This is a genomic window from Betaproteobacteria bacterium (assembly GCA_016194905.1).
Taxonomy (GTDB): Bacteria; Pseudomonadota; Gammaproteobacteria; order Burkholderiales; family JACQAP01; genus JACQAP01.
In genome coordinates, this window is sequence record JACQAP010000011.1 from 36,778 (window position 1) to 44,325 (window position 7,548).

Consider the following 7,548-nt stretch of genomic DNA (forward strand, 5'->3'; position numbering starts at 1 on the left):
GCTTTTTTATTTGCGTCAATGCCTTATCAGGTTATATCATCAAAGCTCAATAAGTCATTGGCGAACATGAAAAAAGTTGGCATCGTCGGAGGCACTGGCTATACCGGCGTAGAGCTTCTGCGGATTCTTTCGACACACTCTGAAGCCGAGCTGGCGGTCATCACTTCACGTAAGGAGGCAGGCACACCGGTTGCCGACTTATTCCCCAGCCTGCGCCGGCGGGTGACGCTCAACTTCTCTGATCCTGCGACGGTCGGCCTCGAGAAATGCGATGTCGTGTTCTTCGCCACGCCCAACGGCGTGGCGATGGCAGAAACGCCGGCGTTGCTCAAAGCGGGCGTTCGCGTAATCGATCTCGCAGCGGATTTTCGCATAAAGACATTGCCGAATGGGAAAGGTGGTACGGCATGACTCACGCGTGTCCGGACCTCGTTGCCGAGGCTGTTTATGGCCTTCCCGAGATGAATAGGGATCAGATCGTCAAGGCACGCCTGGTTGCCAATCCAGGCTGCTACCCGACGGCGGTTCAGCTGGGATTCTTGCCGTTGATCCAAGCAGGAGCTGTAGACAACCCCGACTTGATTGCCGATGCAAAATCGGGCGTCAGCGGTGCAGGGCGGAGGGCCGAGGTGCATATTCTGTTCTCGGAAGCTTCGGATAACTTCAAGGCTTACGGAGTGCCGGGGCACCGGCACCTGCCCGAGATTTCGCAGGGCTTGAGCCGCGCAGCGGGAAAGAAAGTGGGCCTCACCTTCGTGCCGCACCTCATGCCCGCCATACGCGGCATCCACGCGACGCTATGCGCTCGATTGACCAAGGCGGTTGATCTGCAGGGGCTCTACGAAAAGCGCTACGCAACCGAACCATTCGTCGATATCCTACCGCCCGGAAGTCATCCGGATACACGTTCGGTCAGGGGTGCCAATGATTGCAGAATCGCGATGCATCGCCCCGGTGGTGGCGACGCAGTGGTGATACTTTCGGTCATCGACAATCTGGTTAAGGGAGCCGCCGGGCAGGCGGTTCAGAACATGAATCTGATGTTCGGGCTGCCGGAGACCATTGGCATCGAACACGTACCGCTATTGCCGTGACGCTGATCAGGGCCATAAAGCGCCGCTTCGGCATCGCCGCCCCCAAAGTTGCGATTCACACTCATGTGCCGTGGTACTGGCGTTGGCTTTCAGTGGCGGCGTTTGCCGGCGCGGTCGTTGGTGTGGGTTGGCTGACATACGACCTTGGCCGTCAGTACGCAGGATTCGACAACAGCGAAGCCCAGCGAGAGAAGAGTCACTTGCAAGACCTGAATTCCAAGCTTCAGGATGAAAACGTTGCATTGAGTCGGGAGATTGCGGCCGCCGAGCGCCAGCTACAGATCGAACTGGCGACGCACGGAAATCTGTCGGGACAGATACGCAACCTCTCAGAAGAGAATGCGCTGCTCAAGGAGGACCTGGCTTTCTTCCAGACGCTGATGGCGTCCGGAGGGGAAGCCGGCGGCATCAGTGTGAACCGATTCCGCGTACAGTCAGATGCCCTACCCGGTGAATATCGCTATCGTCTTTTGATTGCGCAGTCCAAACAACGGGTGAAGGATTTCCGCGGACGACTGCAGTTCATCGTCGATCTCGAACAGGGTGGAAAATCGGAAGTCATCAGCATTCCCAAGGGGGACGACGGGAGCCAGGCGTATAATTTGGCGTTCAAGTTCTATCAGCGCGTCGAGGGGACATTTCTGGTGCCTCCCGGCGCTGTCATCAAGAAAGTGCAGGTTCGCGTCTTGGAAACCGGCAACCCGACGCCGGTGTCGACACAGACCGTGACCCTGTCGTGAGCGGAGTACTGCTATGTTCGGAGCCAAACCCCCAAAACCGCAAAATCGCATAGACAGCTTGATCGGCGCGGGCACGATCGTCGAAGGTAACATTTCGTTCAGTGGAGGCTTGCGCGTGGACGGGCGGGTGCGCGGTAACGTATTGACGTCCGATGATCAGCCAAGCACCTTGGTTTTGAGCGAAAAGGCCCAAATTGAAGGGGAAATAAGAGTTTCGCACGCCGTTATCAATGGGACCGTGATCGGTCCGGTTCACGGCGCCGAATATGTCGAACTGCAGCCCAAGTCCAATGTCACAGGAGATGTGTATTACCGGACGCTGGAAATTCAGTTGGGTGCGGTGGTGCAGGGCAGGTTGGTGCACCAGGATGAGGACAAGGCGCAGAAAGTCGTGTCGCTGAAAGGGTCTGGCGGAGATTGACCGGCTGGCGCCGGCGCCAGATAATGGTTTGCGCAGGGTTCACTTCGGGAGCAGGCAATGAACGCCGTTACTGAAATGCCGTCGCCGCTGATGTTTACGGACAACGCGGCAAAGAAGGTGAAGGAATTGATCGACGAGGAGGGTAACCCCGGCCTCAAGTTGCGCGTGTTCGTCACGGGCGGCGGCTGTTCGGGCTTCCAGTACGGTTTTACCTTTGACGAGGACATGAATGAAGATGACGCATCCATGGAGAAGAACGGCGTGACGCTGTTGATCGATGCGATGAGTTATCAATATCTGGTAGGCGCGGAAATCGACTATCAGGAAAGTCTTGAAGGTGCGCAGTTCGTGATAAAGAACCCGAACGCGACTTCCACATGCGGATGCGGCTCTTCCTTTACCGCGTAAAGTCCAGCCAGGGCAACGAACGCAAGGCGGCATGAATTGCCGCCTTTTGGTTTTTCCAGGCCAGGAAAATTGTTTCTATGCCGGGTAAATTGCGCCCAGAATTCGCGGACCCTTCGCACCGGTTACAGAGGGAAGATTTCCGGAGTGCAAGAGCAGAGCCTGGCGGGCGAGCCAGGCGAACGCGCAGGCTTCCACCCAGTCGGGATCGATGCCAAGCTTCGCGGTTGTTGTGATCGTCACCCCGGGAAGTGCGGCAGCGAGTCCTGACATCAACGCCGAATTGGCTGCGCCGCCGCCGCATACGTAGATCTCCTTCGCGCCGTCGCAGCATGATTTGGCGGCGCGTGCGATGCTGACGGCGGTCAGCGCAAGCAGGGTGGCTTGGACATCCCGCGGATTTTCTTTTCCCGAAAGCCGCTCTTCGAGCCAGGCGAGATTGAAAAGCTCGCGGCCTGTGCTCTTGGGCGGATTGCGGGAAAAATACTCGTGACCAAGCAGTGCCTGCAGAAGGTCGTCTATGCAGCGTCCGCCTTTTGCCCATGCGCCATCCCGGTCGAAAGGCTTTCCAAGATGCTGTTGGATCCAGGCATTCATCAGCATGTTGCCTGGTCCGGTATCAAACCCTTGAACTGTACCGGATCCCAGATCAGTGATATTGGCAATGCCGCCGATGTTGACGATGACGCGATGGATCGAGGGGTGGCCAAACATCGCTTGATGGAATGCGGGGACCAGCGGTGCGCCTTCGCCGCCGGCAGCAATATCGCGGCTGCGAAAATCGCAGACCACAATATTTTGGGTCAGCTCCGCCAGCAATGCGCCGTTGCCGAGCTGGATAGTGTAGCCGGCATCGGGACGATGCCGAATCGTCTGGCCGTGACAGCCGATGGCTAGCACACCGGTGGAACTCACTCGTGTCTTGCTCATCAACTTGTGAACGGCCCGTGCGTAAATTTGCGCAAGCTCGTTGCCGAGCACCGCCGCATTATGAATCTCGTCGGATTGAGGTTTATGAATAGCCAGCAGTCTGGCGCGCAGCGAATCTCCAAAAGGCAAGAAGGCCTCGCCAATGATCCGATGCCCGCCGCTGGAAAAGTCGATCAAGACGGCGTCCGCGCCGTCAAGGCTGGTTCCGGACATCAGGCCGATGTAATGCTCTGCGCTCGCCATGGACATGAAGTCTAGCAGGCAACAGTCAGCCGGGATGGCGGATGCTGTCGACGGATTTCAATCCAGACGGGCGAGGTCGGTATTGCGCAGCATGTCCAGCCGCGCGAAGAGGGGTTGGGCGAATTCTTCGAAGGCGGGCCGCAACTGCGCAGTTATCGGCGGCCCAGGAGGCATGGCGAGTCGCATCGGATTCTGATGCACGCCATTGACGTGGAATTCGTAATGCAGATGCGGACCGGTGGCCAGTCCGGTACTGCCAACGAAGCCAACGATTTCCCCCTGCACTACGCGTTTTCCCTGCCGCAGACCCTGGCTGAATCCGGACAGGTGCGCATACAACGTGACATAGCCATTGGGGTGGCGCACGGTCACGACGTTGCCATAGCCACCCTTGCGACCGACAAAGGTGACATAGCCGTCGGAAGTCACGCGTACCCGCGTGCCGGTGGGTGCGCCGTAGTCGATCCCTTTATGGGCGCGCCACGTCTTGAGGATCGGATGGAAACGCGCGCTGGTGAATCCGGAAGTCACGCGAGAGAATTCGATCGGGGAACGCAGGAAAGCCTTGCGCATGTTGCGTCCGTCGGGAGTGTAATAGCCGTTGCGTCCTTGATCGTCGCGGAAAAATACTGCTCGGAAGGGGTGTCCCTGATTGACGAATTCCGCAGACAATACTCGGCCAAACCCTACAAATTCGCCATCGGCAGCCAGCGCTTCGTAGACCACGGAGAAGCGATCGCCGCGACGCAAATCGCGATGGAAGTCGATGTCGCTGGAAAAGATTTCCGCGAGCTGCAGGGCTACAAATTCCGGGATGCCGGAAGAGTCCGTTGCCGCAAAAAGCGAAGTCTCGATTTCCCCTGAACTTTGCATTACCCATTGCTCGGTTTGCGGCAACTCTTCGGACGAGGAAAATCCTGACTCGCCGCGAGTGACATGAAGACGGCGCCCGTCGGTATTCACGTAGGCAAGAGATTCCAGTCGGCCGTCGTCGGTCGTCACAACACGAATGGTCCGGCCGGGGATCAGCTGGTATAGCGAGCGGACATCTTTGGCCTGCAACAGATAAGTCAACGCATCAGCGTCGTTTACATTTAATCTCGCCAACACCGAAGCGACGGTGTCGCCGCGCTGGATGCGCTCCTCGCGCCAATATCGTGTCTCTTCCGGGGATGCGACAGGTGCTGCGGGAAGGGCGATGTCTTCGACGACGTGCTGCAGTTCGACGGGTTCCGGAACGGTATCCGGTGCGATACCGAATGCGGCAACAACGCCGAAAAACGGCAATATCGCGACCACCACAGGCCAGTGGTGCCACAACGATCGCGGCTCGGACGCTGGCTTTTGCGCTAGAATTTTGTATTTGTTCAACGACATGCACTCACATTATTTGCCGACTTGGCGCGGAGATTAGCAGAATCCCCCACTGAACGTAACCCGGAACTCGCAACTAGCGTTCCAGCCGGTGGGCCTCCCGGCACGTAGACGGAATCTGACCGTTACAACAAACAACATGGATATCAAAGAACAACTGGAAATTACCAAACGCGGGTGCAGCGAGTTGCTCATCGAAACGGAATTTGTAGAGAAGCTCGGGTTGCGCCGGCCGCTGCGAGTGAAGGCCGGATTCGATCCGACTGCTCCCGACCTTCACCTTGGGCATACGGTTCTCATCAACAAGCTCCGGCAGCTGCAGGAGCTCGGCCATCACATCATTTTTCTGATCGGGGATTTCACCGGAATGATCGGTGATCCGACGGGGAAAAATGCCACACGACCACCTCTGACCCGAGATCAGATCGCGGAAAATGCCAAGACCTATCAGGCGCAGATTTTCAAGATTCTCGATCCAGCAAAGACCGAGGTGGCGTTCAACTCGACCTGGATGGACAAGCTTACTTCCGTCGACATGATCAAGCTGGCAGCGAAGTACAACGTGGCGCGCATGCTCGAGCGCGACGATTTCGGCAAACGTTACAAGAGCGGCCAGCAGATTGCGATCCATGAATTTCTGTATCCACTGGTGCAGGGATATGACTCCGTTGCTCTGAAGGCAGATCTGGAGCTCGGCGGCACAGATCAGAAATTCAATCTTTTGGTGGGGCGCGAGTTGCAGAAGGACTACGGACAGCCGACGCAGTGCATTCTGACGATGCCGTTGCTGGAGGGGCTCAGCGGCGACGACAAGATGTCGAAGTCGCTTGGAAATTATGTCGGAATTGCAGAAAGTCCCGACCAGATATTCGGCAAGCTGATGTCGATTTCCGACGAACTGATGTGGCGCTACATGGAGCTTTTGTCTTTCGAGTCGCTGGCCACACTCAGGAAATGGAAGGATGAAGTCGCGGCGGGGCGCAATCCGCGCGACATCAAGGTTACGTTTGCACAGGAGATCGTGGCGCGCTTCCATGATCGCGCGGCGGCCGAGCGGGCACTCGCGGATTTCGAGTCACGATTCAAGCAAGGGGAGATACCGGAAGACATCCCCGAGTTGACGCTTTCAGCGGGGGGCGAAGCCCTGCCTATTACTCAGATTCTCAAACAGGCCGGGTTGACCGCCAGCACCTCCGAAGCCATGCGCATGATCGAACAGGGTGGGGTTAAGCTCGACGGCGAGAAAGTGAGCGATAAGGCCCTCAAGTTGCCCGCCGGCGGACCGTTCGTCATCCAGGTAGGCAAGCGCAAGTTCGCGCGGGTGTTGCTGTCCTGACAGCTTGTTTCGCGATTCGGTTGCAGCGTCGCCAAACAAGCTGTTTTTTCTGCAAAAACCCCGAAAAATGTTGACCGAAGGATTTCGATCCGTATAATGCGCACCTTCGCCGGAAACGGCCGCCGGAAAACGGCGTTGCTCTTTAACAAACTAAACAGCCGATGCGTGTGGGTGCTTCGTGGTTTTGGGGCGCTGCACGGGAACGGGTCGAGGGTGATCGCCCGGTTCTTTTGTCCTTCGGGATGGAGGGACGCCTGTCCTGTGAAGAAGCTTTGAGAAGAAGGGATTGAACTGAAGAGTTTGATCCTGGCTCAGATTGAACGCTGGCGGCATGCTTTACACATGCAAGTCGAACGGTAACGCGGGGGCAACCCTGGCGACGAGTGGCGAACGGGTGAGTAATACATCGGAACATGTCCTGGAGTGGGGGATAGCTCGGCGAAAGCCGGATTAATACCGCATACGCTCTGAGGAGGAAAGCGGGGGACCTGGAAACGGGCCTCGCGCTGCGGGAGTGGCCGATGTCGGATTAGCTAGTAGGTAGGGTAAAGGCCTACCTAGGCGACGATCCGTAGCTGGTCTGAGAGGATGATCAGCCACACTGGGACTGAGACACGGCCCAGACTCCTACGGGAGGCAGCAGTGGGGAATTTTGGACAATGGGGGCAACCCTGATCCAGCCATGCCGCGTGAGTGAAGAAGGCCTTCGGGTTGTAAAGCTCTTTCGGACGGGACGAAATGGTTAGGGCGAATAGCGCTGACTGATGACGGTACCGTAATAAGAAGCACCGGCTAACTACGTGCCAGCAGCCGCGGTAATACGTAGGGTGCGAGCGTTAATCGGAATTACTGGGCGTAAAGCGTGCGCAGGCGGTTCGCCAAGTCAGGTGTGAAATCCCCGGGCTTAACCTGGGAATTGCGCTTGAAACTAGCGGGCTTGAGTGTGGCAGAGGGGGGTGGAATTCCACGTGTAGCAGTGAAATGCGTAGAGATGTGGAGGAACAC

The 7,548-nt window shown here is 57.3% G+C and carries 6 protein-coding genes, 1 rRNA gene and 1 pseudogene; 6 read left to right on the forward strand and 2 right to left on the reverse strand.

The genetic code is table 11. The annotated features are described in order from the left end of the window. Positions 1-66: 66 nt before the first annotated feature. The 4 genes and pseudogenes from HY067_06610 (at position 67) to erpA (ending at position 2,663) form a co-directional block, all read left to right on the forward strand. A pseudogene (locus HY067_06610) lies at positions 67-1,094 on the forward strand (N-acetyl-gamma-glutamyl-phosphate reductase). Then, positions 1,091-1,834: a hypothetical protein gene (locus HY067_06615; GenBank protein ID MBI3527626.1), complete on the forward strand. Its 744-nt coding sequence runs from the start codon at positions 1,091-1,093 to the stop codon at positions 1,832-1,834. Before HY067_06610 ends, HY067_06615 begins: the two are co-directional and overlap by 4 nt. 13 nt (positions 1,835-1,847) lie before the next feature. Continuing rightward, positions 1,848-2,255 carry a polymer-forming cytoskeletal protein gene (locus tag HY067_06620; protein MBI3527627.1) on the forward strand — a complete coding sequence of 136 codons (408 nt, stop codon included), beginning with the start codon at positions 1,848-1,850 and terminating at the stop codon, positions 2,253-2,255. A 57-nt stretch (positions 2,256-2,312) separates the two neighbouring features. Continuing rightward, positions 2,313-2,663 carry an iron-sulfur cluster insertion protein ErpA gene (gene erpA / locus HY067_06625; GenBank protein MBI3527628.1) on the forward strand — a complete coding sequence of 117 codons (351 nt, stop codon included), beginning with the start codon at positions 2,313-2,315 and terminating at the stop codon, positions 2,661-2,663. A 75-nt stretch (positions 2,664-2,738) separates the two neighbouring features. Here the strand turns inward: erpA and HY067_06630 are convergent, their stop codons facing one another. Beyond that, positions 2,739-3,839 (reverse strand): anhydro-N-acetylmuramic acid kinase, encoded by a 1,101-nt coding sequence (locus tag HY067_06630; protein MBI3527629.1) that lies wholly within the window; start codon positions 3,837-3,839, stop codon positions 2,739-2,741. 51 nt (positions 3,840-3,890) lie between these two features. Beyond that, complete coding sequence (locus tag HY067_06635) at positions 3,891-5,210, reverse strand: M23 family metallopeptidase (GenBank protein MBI3527630.1); 1,320 nt, start codon at positions 5,208-5,210, stop codon at positions 3,891-3,893. 136 nt (positions 5,211-5,346) lie between these two features. On the opposite strand from HY067_06635, the gene HY067_06640 reads away from it, so the two are divergent. Then, positions 5,347-6,543: a tyrosine--tRNA ligase gene (locus tag HY067_06640; GenBank protein MBI3527631.1), complete on the forward strand. Its 1,197-nt coding sequence runs from the start codon at positions 5,347-5,349 to the stop codon at positions 6,541-6,543. 284 nt (positions 6,544-6,827) lie between these two features. Further along, positions 6,828-7,548 (forward strand): 16S ribosomal RNA (locus HY067_06645); the annotation flags it as partial.